This is a genomic window from Paenibacillus sp. FSL K6-1230 (assembly GCF_038002385.1).
Taxonomy (GTDB): Bacteria; Bacillota; Bacilli; order Paenibacillales; family Paenibacillaceae; genus Paenibacillus; species Paenibacillus massiliensis.
This window is the reverse complement of record NZ_JBBOCK010000001.1, coordinates 5,526,793-5,541,232: the sequence shown is the minus strand read 5'-3', so window position 1 is coordinate 5,541,232 and position 14,440 is coordinate 5,526,793. Positions and strand designations below refer to the sequence as shown.

28 protein-coding genes are annotated in these 14,440 nt (G+C 47.0%); all 28 read left to right on the top strand.

Features of this window, described 5'->3' with window-relative positions; translation table 11 throughout:
* The 28 genes from rplB to truA all read left to right on the top strand — a co-directional run bounded on the left by rplB (window position 1) and on the right by truA (window position 14,319).
* Window positions 1-831, top strand: coding sequence for a 50S ribosomal protein L2 (gene rplB, locus MKX74_RS24645; protein ID WP_018888225.1), 831 nt, complete (start codon window positions 1-3; stop codon window positions 829-831).
* A gap of 66 nt (window positions 832-897) precedes the next feature.
* Window positions 898-1,173 (top strand): 30S ribosomal protein S19, encoded by a 276-nt coding sequence (gene rpsS / locus MKX74_RS24640; RefSeq protein WP_018888226.1) that lies wholly within the window; start codon window positions 898-900, stop codon window positions 1,171-1,173.
* A 35-nt stretch (window positions 1,174-1,208) separates the two neighbouring features.
* Complete coding sequence (gene rplV, locus MKX74_RS24635; RefSeq protein ID WP_018888227.1) at window positions 1,209-1,541, top strand: 50S ribosomal protein L22; 333 nt, start codon at window positions 1,209-1,211, stop codon at window positions 1,539-1,541.
* 13 nt (window positions 1,542-1,554) lie between these two features.
* The gene (gene rpsC, locus MKX74_RS24630; protein ID WP_018888228.1) at window positions 1,555-2,220 is read left to right on the top strand and encodes a 30S ribosomal protein S3; all 666 of its coding nucleotides are present in this window, start codon (window positions 1,555-1,557) and stop codon (window positions 2,218-2,220) included.
* 2 nt (window positions 2,221-2,222) lie between these two features.
* A complete protein-coding gene (gene rplP, locus MKX74_RS24625; protein WP_018888229.1) occupies window positions 2,223-2,657 on the top strand; it encodes a 50S ribosomal protein L16 in 435 nt (144 codons plus the stop codon).
* Window positions 2,647-2,844 carry a 50S ribosomal protein L29 gene (rpmC, locus tag MKX74_RS24620; protein ID WP_018888230.1) on the top strand — a complete coding sequence of 66 codons (198 nt, stop codon included), beginning with the start codon at window positions 2,647-2,649 and terminating at the stop codon, window positions 2,842-2,844. The genes rplP and rpmC overlap by 11 nt, the downstream gene beginning before the upstream one ends.
* Before the next feature lie 50 nt (window positions 2,845-2,894).
* Window positions 2,895-3,158 carry a 30S ribosomal protein S17 gene (gene rpsQ, locus MKX74_RS24615; RefSeq protein WP_341180087.1) on the top strand — a complete coding sequence of 88 codons (264 nt, stop codon included), beginning with the start codon at window positions 2,895-2,897 and terminating at the stop codon, window positions 3,156-3,158.
* Between the two features lie 36 nt (window positions 3,159-3,194).
* Entirely contained in the window at window positions 3,195-3,563 is a 369-nt protein-coding gene (gene rplN / locus MKX74_RS24610) for a 50S ribosomal protein L14 (protein WP_018888232.1), read from the top strand.
* Between the two features lie 45 nt (window positions 3,564-3,608).
* Window positions 3,609-3,965 carry a 50S ribosomal protein L24 gene (gene rplX / locus MKX74_RS24605; protein ID WP_018888233.1) on the top strand — a complete coding sequence of 119 codons (357 nt, stop codon included), beginning with the start codon at window positions 3,609-3,611 and terminating at the stop codon, window positions 3,963-3,965.
* A gap of 28 nt (window positions 3,966-3,993) precedes the next feature.
* Entirely contained in the window at window positions 3,994-4,536 is a 543-nt protein-coding gene (gene rplE, locus MKX74_RS24600) for a 50S ribosomal protein L5 (protein WP_018888234.1), read from the top strand.
* A gap of 64 nt (window positions 4,537-4,600) precedes the next feature.
* Window positions 4,601-4,786, top strand: a complete 186-nt coding sequence (locus MKX74_RS24595) for a type Z 30S ribosomal protein S14 (protein ID WP_013312154.1) — start codon at window positions 4,601-4,603, stop codon at window positions 4,784-4,786.
* A 32-nt stretch (window positions 4,787-4,818) separates the two neighbouring features.
* Complete coding sequence (rpsH, locus tag MKX74_RS24590; RefSeq protein WP_018888235.1) at window positions 4,819-5,217, top strand: 30S ribosomal protein S8; 399 nt, start codon at window positions 4,819-4,821, stop codon at window positions 5,215-5,217.
* A 31-nt stretch (window positions 5,218-5,248) separates the two neighbouring features.
* Entirely contained in the window at window positions 5,249-5,791 is a 543-nt protein-coding gene (gene rplF, locus MKX74_RS24585; protein ID WP_018888236.1) for a 50S ribosomal protein L6, read from the top strand.
* A 116-nt stretch (window positions 5,792-5,907) separates the two neighbouring features.
* Window positions 5,908-6,276, top strand: coding sequence for a 50S ribosomal protein L18 (rplR, locus tag MKX74_RS24580; RefSeq protein WP_018888237.1), 369 nt, complete (start codon window positions 5,908-5,910; stop codon window positions 6,274-6,276).
* Between the two features lie 27 nt (window positions 6,277-6,303).
* Complete coding sequence (gene rpsE / locus MKX74_RS24575; RefSeq protein WP_018888238.1) at window positions 6,304-6,801, top strand: 30S ribosomal protein S5; 498 nt, start codon at window positions 6,304-6,306, stop codon at window positions 6,799-6,801.
* Window positions 6,802-6,813: 12 nt separating this feature from the next.
* Window positions 6,814-6,999: a 50S ribosomal protein L30 gene (gene rpmD, locus MKX74_RS24570; RefSeq protein WP_018888239.1), complete on the top strand. Its 186-nt coding sequence runs from the start codon at window positions 6,814-6,816 to the stop codon at window positions 6,997-6,999.
* A gap of 44 nt (window positions 7,000-7,043) precedes the next feature.
* Window positions 7,044-7,484, top strand: coding sequence for a 50S ribosomal protein L15 (rplO, locus tag MKX74_RS24565; RefSeq protein ID WP_018888240.1), 441 nt, complete (start codon window positions 7,044-7,046; stop codon window positions 7,482-7,484).
* Window positions 7,484-8,779, top strand: a complete 1,296-nt coding sequence (gene secY / locus MKX74_RS24560) for a preprotein translocase subunit SecY (RefSeq protein ID WP_018888241.1) — start codon at window positions 7,484-7,486, stop codon at window positions 8,777-8,779. Before rplO ends, secY begins: the two co-directional genes overlap by 1 nt.
* Before the next feature lie 88 nt (window positions 8,780-8,867).
* Window positions 8,868-9,512, top strand: a complete 645-nt coding sequence (locus MKX74_RS24555; protein WP_341180086.1) for an adenylate kinase — start codon at window positions 8,868-8,870, stop codon at window positions 9,510-9,512.
* A 5-nt stretch (window positions 9,513-9,517) separates the two neighbouring features.
* Window positions 9,518-10,270 carry a type I methionyl aminopeptidase gene (gene map / locus MKX74_RS24550; protein WP_018888243.1) on the top strand — a complete coding sequence of 251 codons (753 nt, stop codon included), beginning with the start codon at window positions 9,518-9,520 and terminating at the stop codon, window positions 10,268-10,270.
* A gap of 9 nt (window positions 10,271-10,279) precedes the next feature.
* Window positions 10,280-10,588, top strand: a complete 309-nt coding sequence (locus tag MKX74_RS24545) for a KOW domain-containing RNA-binding protein (protein WP_341180085.1) — start codon at window positions 10,280-10,282, stop codon at window positions 10,586-10,588.
* 2 nt (window positions 10,589-10,590) lie between these two features.
* Window positions 10,591-10,806, top strand: a complete 216-nt coding sequence (gene infA / locus MKX74_RS24540; RefSeq protein WP_006212898.1) for a translation initiation factor IF-1 — start codon at window positions 10,591-10,593, stop codon at window positions 10,804-10,806.
* A gap of 84 nt (window positions 10,807-10,890) precedes the next feature.
* The gene (gene rpmJ / locus MKX74_RS24535; protein ID WP_003333770.1) at window positions 10,891-11,004 is read left to right on the top strand and encodes a 50S ribosomal protein L36; all 114 of its coding nucleotides are present in this window, start codon (window positions 10,891-10,893) and stop codon (window positions 11,002-11,004) included.
* 20 nt (window positions 11,005-11,024) lie between these two features.
* Entirely contained in the window at window positions 11,025-11,393 is a 369-nt protein-coding gene (gene rpsM / locus MKX74_RS24530; protein ID WP_018888245.1) for a 30S ribosomal protein S13, read from the top strand.
* Window positions 11,394-11,412: 19 nt separating this feature from the next.
* Window positions 11,413-11,808, top strand: a complete 396-nt coding sequence (gene rpsK, locus MKX74_RS24525; RefSeq protein ID WP_018888246.1) for a 30S ribosomal protein S11 — start codon at window positions 11,413-11,415, stop codon at window positions 11,806-11,808.
* 136 nt (window positions 11,809-11,944) lie between these two features.
* Window positions 11,945-12,889 carry a DNA-directed RNA polymerase subunit alpha gene (locus MKX74_RS24520; RefSeq protein ID WP_018888247.1) on the top strand — a complete coding sequence of 315 codons (945 nt, stop codon included), beginning with the start codon at window positions 11,945-11,947 and terminating at the stop codon, window positions 12,887-12,889.
* 34 nt (window positions 12,890-12,923) lie between these two features.
* Window positions 12,924-13,289, top strand: a complete 366-nt coding sequence (rplQ, locus tag MKX74_RS24515; protein ID WP_018888248.1) for a 50S ribosomal protein L17 — start codon at window positions 12,924-12,926, stop codon at window positions 13,287-13,289.
* 253 nt (window positions 13,290-13,542) lie between these two features.
* Complete coding sequence (truA, locus tag MKX74_RS24510) at window positions 13,543-14,319, top strand: tRNA pseudouridine(38-40) synthase TruA (protein WP_341180084.1); 777 nt, start codon at window positions 13,543-13,545, stop codon at window positions 14,317-14,319.
* Window positions 14,320-14,440 lie beyond the last annotated feature (121 nt).

Genomic DNA, 14,440 nt, shown 5'->3' with positions numbered 1-14,440 from the left:
GTGCCAATTAAAAAGTACAAACCGACGTCACCTGCAAGACGCGCAATGTCCGTATCTACTTTCGAAGAGATCACGACTAATCAGCCGGAGAAATCCTTGCTGGCGCCTCTGAGCAAAAAGGCAGGACGTAACAACCAAGGTAAAATTACGGTTCGTCACCACGGCGGTGGACACAAACGTAAATACCGTATCATTGACTTCAAACGTACCAAAGATGGAATACCGGGCCGCGTTGCTACAATCGAGTATGACCCGAACCGTACTTCCAACATCGCGTTGATTCATTATGTGGATGGCGAGAAGCGCTATATCATCGCTCCTAAAGGTCTGAAAGTAGGAGACGAGGTAGTGTCCGGACCAGCTTCCGACATCAAAATCGGTAACTCCCTGCCACTGGAAAACATTCCTGTAGGTACAGTGATCCACAATATTGAGTTGAAGCCAGGTAAAGGCGGACAATTGGTCCGTGCAGCTGGTACTGAAGCTCAACTTCTTGGTAAAGAAGAAAAGTATGTAACAGTTCGTCTGTCCTCCGGTGAAGTTCGCCGCATTCTGAAAGTTTGCCGCGCTACAATCGGCTCCGTTGGTAACGAAGATCACGAGCTCGTGAAAATCGGTAAAGCGGGACGTAATCGTTGGTTGGGCAAGCGTCCTGAAGTCCGCGGGGTAGTAATGAACCCTAACGATCACCCTCACGGTGGTGGTGAAGGTCGTGCACCGATCGGACGTAAGTCTCCAATGTCTCCTTGGGGCAAACCGACACTCGGATTCAAAACTCGTAAGAAAAATAAAGCTTCTGATAAATACATCGTTCGTCGCCGCACGAAATAATGCACGCATTGCTTAATGCGTGCCTGGACTAAGAACGAGAACGTTTGACGAAGGGAGGATTCACATATGAGCCGCAGTCTTAAAAAAGGACCATTCGTAGATGCATACCTGCTGAAAAAGGTAGAGGTTTTGAATGAAACGGACAAGAAAGTAGTAATCAAAACCTGGTCCCGTCGTTCCACAATTTTCCCGCAGTTCATCGGACACACTTTCGGTGTATACGATGGTCGCAAGCACGTGCCTGTATATGTAACTGAGGATATGGTTGGTCACAAGTTGGGAGAGTTCGCTCCTACCCGTACTTACAAGGGCCACGACGACGACAAGAAAACAAGAAGATAATGAACCACTGCTATGTTTGAGAGGAGGGTAACTCAATGGAAGCAAAAGCACATGCTAGATCTATTCGGATCTCCGCACGTAAAGTTAAACTCGTTATTGACTTGATCCGCGGCAAGCAAGTGGGTGAAGCGGTCGCAATCCTGCGCCACACACCAAAGTCGGCTTCTCCAGTAGTAGAGAAGTTGCTGAACTCTGCAATTGCTAACGCTGATCACAACTATTCCATGGACGTAAACAAATTGTATGTATCCGAGGTATTCGTAAACCAAGGACCAACAATGAAACGCTTCCGTCCACGCGCAATGGGTCGTGCTAGCCGGATTAACAAACGCACTAGCCACATCACTTTGGTGGTATCTGAAAAATAAGGAGGGAAAACGTGTGGGACAAAAGGTAAACCCCGTAGGACTCCGAGTCGGTATTATCCGTGATTGGGAATCCAAATGGTACGCAGGCAAAGATTTCGGTGATCTTTTGCTGGAAGACGTAAAGATTCGTGAACACCTGAAGAACAAACTGAAAGACTCCGCTGTTTCCCGTATCGAGATCGAAAGAGCAGCGAACCGCATCAACGTAACAATCCACACTGCGAAGCCAGGTATGGTAATCGGTAAGGGTGGTTCTGAAGTTGAAATTCTGCGTGGTGAAATCACCAAAATCGCAGGCGGTAAAAAAGTACACATCAATATCTCTGAAATCAAAAACCCTGAACTGGATGCAATTCTGGTTGCTGAAAGCATTGCACAACAACTGGAGCGTCGCGTATCGTTCCGTCGTGCTTTGAAACAAGCAATTCAAAGAACTATGCGTTCCGGTGCAAAAGGGATTAAAACACAAGTGGGCGGCCGTCTTGGCGGTGCTGAGATCGCTCGTTCAGAAGGCTACAGTGAAGGAACTGTTCCACTGCACACGCTTCGTGCCGACATCGATTATGGTACAGCGGAGGCTCATACTACTTATGGTCGTATTGGCGTAAAAGTATGGATCTATCGTGGAGAGGTTCTTCCTACGGCTAAGAAACAAGCTGCTCAGGAAGGAGGCAACTAATCATGTTGGTACCAAAGCGCGTAAAACACCGCAAGCAACAACGCGGACACATGAAAGGCCGTGCTAAAGGCGGCACAACGCTGAACTTTGGCGAATACGGTCTGCAAGCTGTTGAACCAGCTTGGATCACTAACCGTCAGATCGAATCTGCTCGTATCGCGATGACACGTTACATCAAACGTGGCGGTAAAGTGTGGATCAAGATTTTCCCAGACAAACCGATTACACAAAAGCCTCTTGAAGTGCGGATGGGTAGCGGTAAAGGTAACGTTGAAAAATGGGTTGCAGTCGTGAAGCCAGGTAAGATCATGTTCGAACTTGCTGGCGTACCGGAAGAGGTTGCTCGCGAAGCAATGCGTCTTGCCGCTCACAAGCTGCCAATCAAAACTAAGTTTGTGAAACGTGAAGAATTGGGTGGTGAAGTAAATGAAGGCTAGTGAATTTCGCAACCTAACCACTGCTGAACTTGAACAAAAAATTACCGGGTTTAAAGAAGAACTCTTTAACCTCCGCTTTCAACTCGCTACCGGTCAGCTCGACAACCCGACTCGCATCCGCGATGTTCGTAAGGAAATTGCTCGTGCTAAAACCGTAATCCGTGAGAGAGAACTTGGGATTAGCTAAGAACTCATACCAGACGAGGACATCGTCTGTAATTAGGAAGGAGGCCAACAATGAGCGAACGTAATGCCCGTAGAGTACAAGTCGGCAAAGTAGTTAGTGACAAAATGGATAAAACGATCGTGGTAGCTGTAGAAACTTACAAAAAACATGATCTCTACCATAAACGTATCAAGTATACGAAAAAGTTCAAAGCACATGATGAGAACAACACTGCACAAATCGGTGATACTGTGAAAATCATGGAAACTCGCAAACTTTCCAAGGATAAGAACTGGAGACTGGTCGAGATCGTTGAGAAAGCAGTAATTATCTAATACAGAAGCAGTTTTGTCCGAAAGGAGGATATCTAAATGATTCAACCATTTACACGTTTGGCTGTGGCCGATAACTCTGGTGCTAAGCAACTGATGTGTATCCGTGTATTGGGCGGAACTGGACGTCGTACAGCCCAAATCGGTGATCTGATCGTTTGCTCCGTCAAACAAGCAACACCAGGCGGCGTTGTCAAAAAGGGTGATGTAGTTAAGGCGGTTGTTGTTCGTACAAAACGTTCCGTGCGTCGTAAAGACGGTTCCTACATCGGCTTTGACGAAAATGCAGCGGTAGTTGTAAAAGAAGACAAGAGCCCACGCGGAACTCGTATTTTCGGACCAGTTGCTCGCGAGCTTCGTGATAAAGACTTCATGAAAATCGTTTCTTTGGCTCCGGAAGTAATCTAAGCAGAGACCCTGCCCGTATACAGCAAGTTATAGGAGGTGTACGAAATGCCAAAAGTGAAAAAGGTTCTGGAATCCCACAACAACAAGCTGCACGTCAAAAAAGACGACACTGTTATGGTGATTACAGGCAAGGATAAAGGTAAAAAGGGACGCGTAATTGCTGCTTATCCTCGTGAAAACCGTGTGCTTGTGGAAGGTGTTAACATGATCAAAAAACACCAAAAGCCTAACCAGCAAAATCCACAAGGCGGCATCATCGAGAAAGAAGCTCCAATTCATGTTTCCAACGTGATGCATATCGATCCAAAGAGCGGAAAAGTAACCCGTATCGGTTACAAAGTATTGGATAACGGTAAAAAAGTGCGCGTTGCTAAACGTTCCGGAGAACAAATCGATAAATAATCTTTAAAGGAAAGGAGGACCATTGTTCATGGCTATTCGAATGAAAGAGCGTTTTCTGAATGAAATCACTCCTGCTCTGATGCAGAAGTTCAACTATACGACTGTAATGCAAGTGCCTAAGATCGAGAAAGTTGTAATCAACATGGGGGTTGGCGAAGCTGTTCAAAACTCCAAAGTGCTTGATTCCGCTGTTAACGATCTGCAGCTGATTACTGGTCAAAAGCCAGTTATCACTCGTGCTAAGAAATCCATCGCAGGCTTCAAGCTGCGTGAGAACATGCCAATCGGGGTTAAAGTAACACTGCGCGGCGAGCGTATGTACTACTTCCTAGATAAGCTGTTCAACATCACACTGCCACGCGTTCGTGACTTCCGTGGTGTATCCACTAAAGCCTTTGACGGCCGTGGTAACTACACACTCGGTCTGAAGGAACAATTGATCTTCCCTGAGATCGAGTATGATCAAGTGGACAAAGTTCGCGGTATGGATATCGTTATCGTAACAACTGCGAACACTGACGAAGAGTCCCGTGAGTTGCTGACTCAACTGGGAATGCCTTTTGCAAAGTAATATTGGCTTAACGTTGTGGGCAACTGCCCATTTCTCCGAATCTATCTAGGAGGTGTCAGGCTAAGTGGCAAAAACTTCGATGAAAGTTAAACAACAACGCACGCCGAAATTCAAAGTTCGCGCATACACTCGTTGTGAGCGTTGTGGTCGTCCACATTCCGTGTTGCAAAAATTCAAGATCTGCAGAATTTGCTTCCGTGAATTAGCTTATAAAGGCCAGATTCCTGGCGTGAAAAAAGCAAGCTGGTAAAAAGTCCTGAACGGGAAGGAGGTTTATACACAATGACTATGTCTGATCCAATTGCAGATATGCTTACTCGTATTCGTAACGCGAACACTGTTCGCCACGAGACAGTTGAGATGCCTGCTTCGACAATGAAAAAGCAAATCGCAGACATTCTGAAGCGTGAAGGCTTCATTCGTGATGCGGAATTTGTTGAGGATAACAAACAAGGGATTATCCGTGTTTTCCTGAAATACGGTGCTAATAACGAGCGTGTTATTACTGGTCTGAAAAGAATCAGTAAGCCTGGTCTGCGCGTGTACACGAAGAGTAATGAGATTCCTCGCGTACTGGGTGGACTCGGAATCGCGATCATTTCTACATCTAAAGGTATCATGACTGATAAAGAAGCTCGTCAGTCCAAAGCCGGCGGAGAAGTTATTTGCTACGTGTGGTAATACAAAGCTAAGAAGATAGGAGGTGCAATACATGTCCCGTATTGGTCGCAAACCAATCGCAGTACCAAGTGGTGTGGATGTAACACTGAATAACGCAGTGATCACTGTTAAAGGACCGAAAGGAACTCTGACTCGTGAACTTCACAAAGACATGCAGGTTACTGTTGAAAACAATGAAATTAACGTAGTTCGTCCTTCTGACAACAAACTTCACCGTTCTTTGCACGGAACAACCCGCTCCGTTGTCAATAACATGGTAAGTGGTGTAACTGAAGGATTCGCTAAATCTCTGGAACTGGTTGGGGTCGGATATCGTGCAAGCAAATCCGGAGATAAAATCGTTCTGAATGTTGGTTACTCCCATCCGGTAGAAATCACTCCAGAACCGGGCATCGAGTTCGAAGTTCCTTCGAACACTAAAATCATCGTTCGCGGAATCGACAAAGAGCGCGTAGGTGCCTATGCTGCTAAAATCCGTTCCGTTCGTGAGCCTGAGCCGTATAAAGGTAAAGGTATTAAGTATGAAGGCGAACGCATCATCCGTAAAGAAGGTAAAGCCGGTAAGAAGAAATAACTTTCTTACCGCCTTTCTGTGGTCTTCCGTCTTGGGGAGACTACGTGCCTCTTTTTTACCCAGTGCGTCTTGATCTGAAGCTGTTAAAGGCAAACTGAAGGGAGTGAAAGAAGAAGATGATTACGAAAAAGGATAAAAACAAAGCACGTGTGAGAAGACATCTGCGTGTTCGTAAAAAAATCCAAGGAACGGCTCAACGTCCTCGTTTGAACGTATTCCGTTCTGAAAAACATATCTACGCTCAACTGATTGATGACGTAGCAGGCGTGACATTGGCAGCTGCATCCACTATGGATAAAGAGCTGAGCAAAGACATCGCTAACGGTGCTAGCGTGGAATCCGCACGTAAAGTCGGAGAACTCGTTGCTAAGCGCGGTAAAGAAAAAGGTGTTACTGCGGTTGTTTTCGACCGTGGAGGCTACCTGTATCATGGACGTATCCAAGCGCTGGCTGAAGCAGCTCGCGAAACTGGACTTGAGTTTTAAGACATTTTACAAAAGGAGGTTAACGACTTGCGTGTAGATCCGAACACTTTAGAACTGTCTGAAAGAGTTGTAAATATTAATCGTGTAGCTAAAGTTGTAAAAGGCGGACGTCGCTTTAGTTTCAGCGCACTGGTTGTTGTCGGTGACGGCAATGGCTGGGTTGGTGCTGGTATCGGTAAAGCTGGCGAAGTACCTGAAGCGATTCGCAAAGGTGTGGAAGACGCTAAGAAAAACCTGGTACACGTTCCACTCGTAGGAACTACAGTTCCTCACTTGGTTACTGGTAAGTTCGGCGCAGGCCGCGTTCTGTTGAAGCCAGCATCTGAAGGTACTGGTGTAATTGCAGGCGGTCCTGTTCGTGCGGTGCTCGAACTGGCTGGCGTAGGTGATATTTTGACAAAATCTCTGGGTTCTTCGAATTCCATGAACATGGTCAATGCGACTTTGGAAGGTTTGTCCCGCTTGAAACGCGCTGAAGATGTAGCGAAATTGCGTGGCAAAACTGTCGAAGAGCTGCGCGGTTAAGGAGGATATGTCATGAGTAAATTAGAAATTACCCTTGTCCGTTCTTTGATTGGCCGCCCAGGAACTCAAAGAACAACTGTGAACACTCTGGGACTGCGCAAGCTGAACCAAACTGTAGTTCACAACGACGATCCTGCCATTCGCGGTATGATCAACAAAGTAAGTCATCTGGTTTCGGTTAAAGAAATCGAAGCTTAAGAGATACAGAAGTTCAACAAATAATCAAGGAGGTGCAACGAACGATGAAGTTACATGAGCTGTCCTCAGCTACTGGCTCCCGCAAAGAACGCAAACGCGTAGGTCGCGGTACTAGTAGTGGTACAGGTAAAACATCAGGTCGCGGTCATAAAGGTCAAAACTCACGTTCCGGTGGTGGTGTACGTCCGGGCTTCGAAGGTGGCCAAAACCCATTGTATCGTCGCTTGCCTAAGCGCGGTTTCGTGAACCCAACTCGCAAAGAATATGCAGTTGTGAATATCGAAGATCTGAATAGTTTTGCAGAAGGTACTGAAGTGACTCCTGAATTTTTGGTTAACAGCGGAGTTGTGAAAAACACAAAATCCGGAATCAAAATTCTTGGTAACGGTGAAGTCACTGTCAAGCTTACTGTAAAAGCTAACAAGTTTTCTCAATCTGCGGTAGAGAAAATTGAAGCTGCCGGCGGTAAAACCGAGGTGATCTAATGTTCAAAGCCCTTTCTAATATATGGCGGGTTGAAGATCTGCGGAACCGCATCGGGTTTACACTTATGATTCTCATAGTGTTCCGTATTGGCTCATTTATTACAGTACCAGGAGTCGACAAAAATGTATTTGCTAATGATACAGCAGGCAGTGAGCTGTTCGGCCTACTGAACACCTTCTCTGGAGGTGCGCTGTATCAGTTCTCTATCTTTGCTCTCGGGATCGTGCCGTATATTACGGCTTCGATCATCGTGCAGCTCCTATCCATGGACGTCATTCCGAAGCTTGCGGAATGGGCAAAGCAAGGAGAGCATGGTAAAAAGCAGTTGGCGCAAGTTACACGTTATGGTACGGTAGTACTGGCGCTCATTCAGGCATTTGGTACCTCCATCGGATTTAATCGTCTGTATGGAGCACAAATGATTCCTGGAGCAACAGTTGCAGACTACATCCTGATTGCGATCGTGCTTACAGCGGGGACTACGTTCCTGATGTGGCTTGGAGAGCAAATAACGGAAAGAGGTATTGGTAACGGTATTTCCATCCTCATCTTCGCAGGGATCGCAGCTGGCATACCAAGACACATTCGGACAATTGCTGAGTCGCAGTTCATCCAAGCGGATCAACTGTTCATCAATATTCTCAAGGCGATTATTATCGTTTTGGTAATCGTGTTGATTGTCGTGGGTGTTATCTTTATCCAGCAAGGGATTCGTAAGATTCCTGTGCAGTATGCCAAGCGCGTTGTGGGGAACAAAATGTACGGTGGCCAGAATACGCATATTCCGATGAAAATTAATGCGGCAGGCGTTATTCCGGTTATCTTCGCAGTGTCGTTGCTGCAGTTCCCGATTATTATTGCAAGCTTCTGGGCGGATAAGGTATGGGCACAATGGGTAACTACTCACTTGTACTATGACAAACCGCTCGGTATGGTGTTATATGTTGTAATGATCATCGGCTTCACATTCTTCTACACCTTTGTGCAGATGAATCCGCAGCAAATGGCCGACAATATGAAGAAGAACGGCGGCTACATCCCAGGCATTCGCCCTGGTAAAGCCACTGAGACTTACCTGACGCGGGTAATGTCCCGTCTAACTATGACTGGGGCACTGTTCTTGGCAGTTATCTCGGTTCTGCCGGTATTCTTCGGTGCACTTTCCGGTTTGCCTCGTTCTGTACAGATCGGTGGTACTTCATTGCTCATCATCGTTGGTGTTGCATTGGATACCATGAAGCAAATCGAAAGCCAGCTCATTAAACGCCATTACAAAGGCTTCATCAATAAATAGTCAATAGGTTCCGGGACAGGATTATGCCTGTTCATCGGCACCTATTGTGCTGTTTCTTGTGTAGGGGTCGTTCCTGAGGAGTGAGAGAGTGAACATTCTGATCATGGGCCCTCCTGGGGCTGGAAAAGGCACACAAGCTGAAGTAATCGTTAATGAACTCGGTGTCCCACATATCTCTACAGGTGATGCATTCCGTCTGGCTATGAAGCTCGGTACCCCAATCGGAATCAAGGCCAAAGAATACATTGATCGTGGAGATCTGGTACCCGACGATATTACGATCGGTATCGTAGAGGAGAGACTCCAGCAGCCGGACTGCAAGAAAGGCTTTCTGTTGGATGGATTTCCAAGAACTTTGGCACAGGCTGAGGCGCTGGACCAAATTCTCGGACGTCTGGGCATGTCGCTTGATCATGTTGTCGATCTGAAGGTAGACCGCGAACGTCTGCTGGCCCGTATTACGGGACGCCGCATCTGCAAGACCTGTGGTGCAACATACCATCTGGTATTCAATCCACCAAAGGTAGAAGGCATTTGTGACAAAGACGGAGGCGAGCTGTACCAACGCGCTGATGATAATGAAGAGAGCGTTGCGACACGGCTTGATGAGTATAGCAACAAAACGGCACCACTCCTCTCGTTCTATGAGAACAAAGATCTTTTGCGTCAAATCGACGGGGAGCAGGATATTCATCAGGTATCTGAAGATCTGGTATCCTTGCTGCGGGGTTAATTGTAATGATCGTTTGCAAGTCCGAAACGGAATTGAGCTATATGAGGGAAGCCGGACGCATCGTAGCTGAGACCCACAAGATTCTGGCCGAACAGATCGAGCCCGGCATAACCACCGGTGAGCTTGATCATATAGCTGATCAGTACATTCGCAGTCAGGGAGCTGTGCCGTCTTTTAAAGGTTATAATGGTTTTCCTGCTAGCATTTGCGCTTCAGTCAACGAACAATTGGTGCACGGGTTCCCCGGCAGCCGCAAGCTAGACGAAGGTGATATCGTTACGTTTGACATTGGTGCGCAGTATCGGGGGTACCATGGGGACTCCGCATGGACATATCCAGTTGGCAGCATCTCAGATGCCGCCCAAAGGTTATTAGATGTGACGGAAGGCGCCCTGATGGAGGGACTGTCTCAGGTCAAGCCGGACGTTCGCCTGTTTACAATCTCGCATGCGATTCAGAGATACATTGAGGAAGCTGGCTTCTCAGTAGTGAGGGAATATGTCGGTCACGGCATAGGTGCCAAGCTGCATGAGGATCCGCAAATTCCGAACTACGGTATCCCGAACGTGGGACCGAGGCTCAGACCAGGCATGGTACTGGCGATTGAGCCCATGGTCAATGCCGGCTCCCGGCATGTACGGACGTTGGAAGACAACTGGACGGTCGTAACGGTGGACGGATCACTTTGTGCTCATTTTGAGCATACGGTCGCGGTAACGCCGGACGGCATGGAGATTTTCACTATACTGAAATCGTAGGTGGTAAGCATGAAAGCACAAAGCAGCCTGCAGATCGGTCAGATTGTGAAAATCCTGAGAGGTAGAGATACCGGTCAGGCAGCTGTCGTAGTATCCATAGCGGATGATCGTTTTGTATATATTGCTGATGGCAACAAGCGCAAGTTTGATCAGGCCAAGAAGAAGAATATTCTTCACCTGATGCCGCAGCCAGTAATTAGCAGCGAAGTTGTGAATAGTTTGCAGGAATGCGGTCGGGTAACGAACGGAAAGCTGCGTCATGCAGTGAATGAATTCCTGGATTCCACCAATCCAACAACTGAAGAGAAAGGAGACTAGCTGTGGCCAAAGAAGATGTCATTGAAGTAGAAGGTACTGTGATCGAACCTCTTCCCAACGCAACATTCAAGGTGGAGCTCGAGAACGGTCACCAAATTCTTGCTCATGTTTCCGGAAAGCTGCGGATGCATTTTATCCGCATTCTGACAGGCGACAAAGTGGTCGTTCAGTTATCGCCTTACGATTTAACCAAAGGTCGTATAACGTACCGGAAATAAATCGTGTGTTATCTTTTGTTCCAAAAACTATGAATGGTTATGAAACGAGTTTTACCAGGGTAAGACTTGGAGGAGGTAATTAGCATGAAGGTAAGACCTTCTGTAAAGCCCATTTGCGAGAAATGCAAAGTCATTCGCCGCAAAGGCAATGTAATGGTTATTTGCGAAAATCCGAAACACAAACAAAAACAAGGTTAAAGAAGGGGGTGTAGCGTAAAATGGCTCGTATAGCTGGTGTGGATTTGCCACGTGACAAACGCGTTGAGATCGCCTTGACTTACATTTTCGGAATCGGTAAAACGACTTCTCAGAAAATCCTTAAAGAATCAGGCATCGATGTGAACACTCGTGTTCGCGACTTGACAGAAGATGAAGTGAGCAAATTACGTGAAACAATCGACGGATCGGTAAAAGTAGAAGGTGATCTGCGTCGTGAAATTTCCTTGAATATTAAACGTCTGACTGAGATCGGTTGCTACCGCGGTATTCGTCACCGTCGTGGTCTGCCTGTTCGTGGTCAACGTACAAAAACGAATGCCCGTACACGTAAAGGTCCTCGTCGTACTGTAGCAAATAAAAAGAAATAAGAAAGGAGGATAACATTCAATGGCTAAACCGAAAAAAGTTGTACGCACCAAACGTCGTGACCGTAAAAATATCGAATCTGGCGTGGCACACATCCGTTCCACGTTCAACAACACTATCGTTACAATTACGGACCCTCACGGTAACGCAATCTCTTGGGCAAGCTCTGGCGGTCTTGGATTCCGCGGTTCCCGTAAATCCACTCCGTACGCTGCACAAATGGCTGCTGAAACAGCTGCCAAGGCTGCAATGGAGCATGGCATGAAGAGTGTTGAAGTTATGGTTAAAGGACCAGGCGCAGGCCGTGAAGCAGCGATTCGTTCCCTGCAAGCTGCGGGTCTGGAAGTTAACCTGATTAAAGACGTGACTCCGGTACCTCACAACGGATGCCGTCCTCCAAAACGTCGTCGTGTCTAATGAGATTTATCCTGTACGTGTAGTATAAAACCATTGCAATCTGCTAATAATGATTGTTTAGACAATACTGCATGGTTAAAAATGGATATGGTGAAGGTTTCATATAGGAGCGACGTTTTGAAGGAGGGATATTGCAGTGATTGAAATCGAAAAGCCGAAAATTGAGACGGTGGACGTCAATGATGATGGCACCTATGGGAAATTCGTAGTAGAACCTCTGGAACGCGGATACGGTACGACGCTGGGCAACTCGCTTCGTCGTATTCTGCTCTCCTCTCTGCCGGGTGCGGCAGTGACATCGGTGCAAATCGATGGAGTTCTGCACGAGTTTGCAACAGTTCCAGGTGTGATGGAAGATGTAACGGAGATTATCTTGAACCTGAAGGCTCTCTCGCTGAAGATCCATTCCGATGAAGAGAAAGTGCTCGAAATCGATGCGGAAGGCGAAGGAACTGTGACGGCAGGAGATATTCGTGCGGATAGTGATGTTGAAATCCTGAATCCGGATCTTCATATCGCCACATTGGGGCCGGGTTCGAGACTTCACATGCGTATTTTCGCCAATCGCGGTCGCGGCTATGTTAAGCAAGACCGGAACAAACGCGAAGATCAGCCGATCGGCGTTATCCCCGTCGACTCCATCTATACACCGATCTCACGTGTAAACTACGGAGTGGAGAATACGCGTGTTGGCCAAGTAACCAACTACGATAAGCTGACACTCGAAGTATGGACCGACGGAAGTATTCGACCTGAAGAGGCTGTAAGTCTCGGGGCTAAAATTTTGACTGAACATCTTATGCTGTTCGTTGGCTTGACTGATGAAGCCAAGGACGCTGAGATTATGGTTGAAAAAGAGGAAGACAAGAAAGAAAAAGTATTGGAAATGACGATTGAAGAACTGGATCTTTCCGTCCGTTCCTACAACTGCCTTAAGCGCGCTGGTATCAACACGGTACAAGAGCTTACAACGAAATCTGAAGAAGATATGATGAAGGTCCGTAACTTGGGCCGCAAATCTTTGGAAGAGGTTCAAGAGAAGCTGGAAGAGCTTGGTTTAGGACTTCGTACGGAAGAATAGTTTAGCAACGTCCTGAGTGAAGGAGGGAAAACACATGGCATATCAAAAATTGGGCCGTAACTCCAGTGCACGTAAAGCATTGTTCCGTGACCTGGTAACGGATCTGTTCCTGTATGAGCGTATCCAAACTACTGAGGCGAAAGCGAAAGAAGTTCGTTCTATCGCTGAAAAGCTGATCACTAAAGCTAAAAAAGGTGATCTGCATGCACGTCGTCAAGTAGCTGCTTATGTTCGTCGCGAGACTTTGGACGGCGATCAGGATGCAATCCAAAAACTGTTTAGCGATTTGGCTACTCGTTACTCCGAGCGTCCAGGTGGATACACTCGTATCCTGAAACTGGGACCTCGTCGTGGCGATGCTGCTCCAATGGTTTACTTGGAATTGGTTGACCGCGCGTAAGCAGGTGGAAGAGGAAAGGGTGGCAGAATCCGATGATTCTGAGCGGCCCTTTTTTTCTTCTGTGGGAGAAGCTCCGTAAGGGCTTCTCCTTTTTAATGAATTGATTAACGGTCTTCGGTCCCCTACATTCTCTATAGCCAGAGAGGACCCATTGGATGGTGTCCGCTGGACTCCTGCAAGCTTGGTGGTAGGTGGGTCAGGGCCATTGTAATTCTAAGCCATACACGATCCATAAGAAGGTGCGATTTCAGACATGCGGAATATTTGCATGAAAGTGAACTATGATGGAACGAGCTATTACGGTTTTCAGACACAGCCTGGCGGTAATACGATTCAGGATTATATTGAAGATGCCATCTTTTCCTTAACAGGAGAAAGGCTCAAGATAACTGCTTCAGGGCGTACAGACGCAGGCGTGCATGCGTATGGGCAAGTCTTCAACTTCCTAACGGAATCACGTATCCCGTTACACCGCTGGTGTCTGGCGCTGAATGCGTGGTTGCCGGAGGACATCATTCTTACGGAGGCCACAGAAGTGCCGCTGGAATTCCACGCACGTCATATGGCCAAGCGTAAGACGTACCGCTATACCGTGAATGCCAATCGCTTCCCGGATATTTTTCATCGCAGGACGCAGATGCATCATCCAACTCGTCTGGATGTTGAAGCCATGAAGCAGGGGCTTCAGCTCCTCATCGGAACGCATGATTATACATCGTTTGCTTCCCGGCATTCGCAGAAGACGAATCATGTACGGACCGTGTATGATGCCCATATGACGGTGGATTATTCCTTTTCTAGACCAGATTCGGATGATCAAGGAATTATTCATACGTATTTTACCGGCAATGGCTTCTTGCAGCATATGGTTCGGATCATGATGGGAACGCTGTTGGAGATTGGTGAAGGCAAGAAACAGCCTGAGGATATCCCGCATATTTTGGCTGCCAAGAACCGAAATGCGGCTGGTCCGACTGCCGTGGCTCATGCCCTGATGCTGTGGAAAGTGGATTATGAAGAAAACACATAAAACAGTTAAAAATACATGATAATTTGCTTGCGGAATTGCAATATATCGTGTAGTATATAAGTTGTGTTTTCTTAATGGCTTTCCCACAGCCCCAATTAAGATGTACACCTAATGAGCAAAT

Coding starts and splice junctions, on each gene's coding strand:
- rpsS (WP_018888226.1), top strand. CDS start 898: ATGAGCCGCAGTCTTAAAAAAGGACCATTCGTAGATGCATACCTGCTG.
- rplV (WP_018888227.1), top strand. CDS start 1,209: ATGGAAGCAAAAGCACATGCTAGATCTATTCGGATCTCCGCACGTAAA.
- rplP (WP_018888229.1), top strand. CDS start 2,223: ATGTTGGTACCAAAGCGCGTAAAACACCGCAAGCAACAACGCGGACAC.
- rpmC (WP_018888230.1), top strand. CDS start 2,647: ATGAAGGCTAGTGAATTTCGCAACCTAACCACTGCTGAACTTGAACAA.
- rpsQ (WP_341180087.1), top strand. CDS start 2,895: ATGAGCGAACGTAATGCCCGTAGAGTACAAGTCGGCAAAGTAGTTAGT.
- rplN (WP_018888232.1), top strand. CDS start 3,195: ATGATTCAACCATTTACACGTTTGGCTGTGGCCGATAACTCTGGTGCT.
- rplX (WP_018888233.1), top strand. CDS start 3,609: ATGCCAAAAGTGAAAAAGGTTCTGGAATCCCACAACAACAAGCTGCAC.
- rplE (WP_018888234.1), top strand. CDS start 3,994: ATGGCTATTCGAATGAAAGAGCGTTTTCTGAATGAAATCACTCCTGCT.
- rpsH (WP_018888235.1), top strand. CDS start 4,819: ATGACTATGTCTGATCCAATTGCAGATATGCTTACTCGTATTCGTAAC.
- rplF (WP_018888236.1), top strand. CDS start 5,249: ATGTCCCGTATTGGTCGCAAACCAATCGCAGTACCAAGTGGTGTGGAT.
- rplR (WP_018888237.1), top strand. CDS start 5,908: ATGATTACGAAAAAGGATAAAAACAAAGCACGTGTGAGAAGACATCTG.
- rpmD (WP_018888239.1), top strand. CDS start 6,814: ATGAGTAAATTAGAAATTACCCTTGTCCGTTCTTTGATTGGCCGCCCA.
- rplO (WP_018888240.1), top strand. CDS start 7,044: ATGAAGTTACATGAGCTGTCCTCAGCTACTGGCTCCCGCAAAGAACGC.
- secY (WP_018888241.1), top strand. CDS start 7,484: ATGTTCAAAGCCCTTTCTAATATATGGCGGGTTGAAGATCTGCGGAAC.
- map (WP_018888243.1), top strand. CDS start 9,518: ATGATCGTTTGCAAGTCCGAAACGGAATTGAGCTATATGAGGGAAGCC.
- MKX74_RS24545 (WP_341180085.1), top strand. CDS start 10,280: ATGAAAGCACAAAGCAGCCTGCAGATCGGTCAGATTGTGAAAATCCTG.
- rpmJ (WP_003333770.1), top strand. CDS start 10,891: ATGAAGGTAAGACCTTCTGTAAAGCCCATTTGCGAGAAATGCAAAGTC.
- rpsM (WP_018888245.1), top strand. CDS start 11,025: ATGGCTCGTATAGCTGGTGTGGATTTGCCACGTGACAAACGCGTTGAG.
- rpsK (WP_018888246.1), top strand. CDS start 11,413: ATGGCTAAACCGAAAAAAGTTGTACGCACCAAACGTCGTGACCGTAAA.
- rplQ (WP_018888248.1), top strand. CDS start 12,924: ATGGCATATCAAAAATTGGGCCGTAACTCCAGTGCACGTAAAGCATTG.
- truA (WP_341180084.1), top strand. CDS start 13,543: ATGCGGAATATTTGCATGAAAGTGAACTATGATGGAACGAGCTATTAC.